The sequence below is a fragment of the Seonamhaeicola sp. ABD4_175 genome (assembly GCF_056160885.1).
This window is the reverse complement of the sequence record NZ_JBSWYC010000015.1, coordinates 1-1,062: the sequence shown is the minus strand read 5'-3', so window position 1 is coordinate 1,062 and position 1,062 is coordinate 1. Positions and strand designations below refer to the sequence as shown.

Genomic DNA, 1,062 nt, shown 5'->3' with positions numbered 1-1,062 from the left:
GGCACATTCAAGGTTCTAACGCAACAAAGTGTGTTTATTTATTAATGATACTAAGCTACATTTTTTAATTCAAATTCCAAGACTTCTTTAGGTGTTTTATATCCAATAATTTTCCTTGGTTTATTGTTTAGTTTATGTTGCAGTTTTAGTAGTTGTTTTTCATCTATAAGATTAAAATCTGTTCCTTTAGGGAAGTCTCTTCTGATGATTCCATTAGTATTTTCGTTGGTTCCTCTTTCCCAAGAAGAATAGGGGTGAGCGAAGTAAATTTTCATACCTGTTTTTTGAGTTATTATATGATGTTTAGCCATTTCAATACCGTTATCGTAGGTCATAGATTTTCTTAGTTTTTTGTTGAGTTGATTAATTTTTTTAGAGAACATTTTAGCGACTTCATTAGCTTTTCTAGATTTTAATTTGACGATTAGCGTGTATCTGGATTTACGTTCTACGATAGTACCGATAGCAGATTTTTGTCCTTTTCCGATGATTAAATCCCCTTCCCAGTGTCCTATTTCTTGTCTATTGTCAATGTGCTTTGGTCTATTGTCAATACTGACTTGTCCTATGATTTTGGATCCTTTTCCACGTACTTTTTTAATAGGTCTTCTTCTTGTTTTCTTTCTAACGAGGAGCTTGATTAATTTTTTGTTTAAAGACGCCTGCGGTCTTGTATAAATGTGTCTATAAATAGCTTCGTGAGAAATAGACATCAATTCATTATTAGGATATTCAACTTTAATTCTACCACTTATTTGCTCAGGTGTCCAAGCTTTAAGCAATCCTTTATAAACGTAATGTTTTAATGTTTTATAGGTTGATATTTTATCTAGATTTCTTTTGTTTAGATAATCATCTTTAGCGTACCAATGAGCTAATTCTGCTTGATATTTATCACTAGGACCTTGTACCCATTTATTAACTTCTCTAGTTATAGTAGAGCGAGATCTATTTAATCTATTAGCAATGTACGCTTTGGATTTTCCTTCGTTTAAAAGTGTCTCAATTGTTATCCTTTCTTTGAGTGAAAGTCGTCTGTGTTTTGAACTCATATTACAAATC

General features: G+C 31.6%; 1 protein-coding gene. It reads right to left on the bottom strand.

Annotated features, from left to right (window positions below; genetic code table 11):
• Window positions 1-50: 50 nt before the first annotated feature.
• Window positions 51-1,052 carry an IS30 family transposase gene (locus tag ACXAG4_RS15505; RefSeq protein WP_475297006.1) on the bottom strand — a complete coding sequence of 334 codons (1,002 nt, stop codon included), beginning with the start codon at window positions 1,050-1,052 and terminating at the stop codon, window positions 51-53.
• Between the last annotated feature and the right edge of the window lie 10 nt (window positions 1,053-1,062).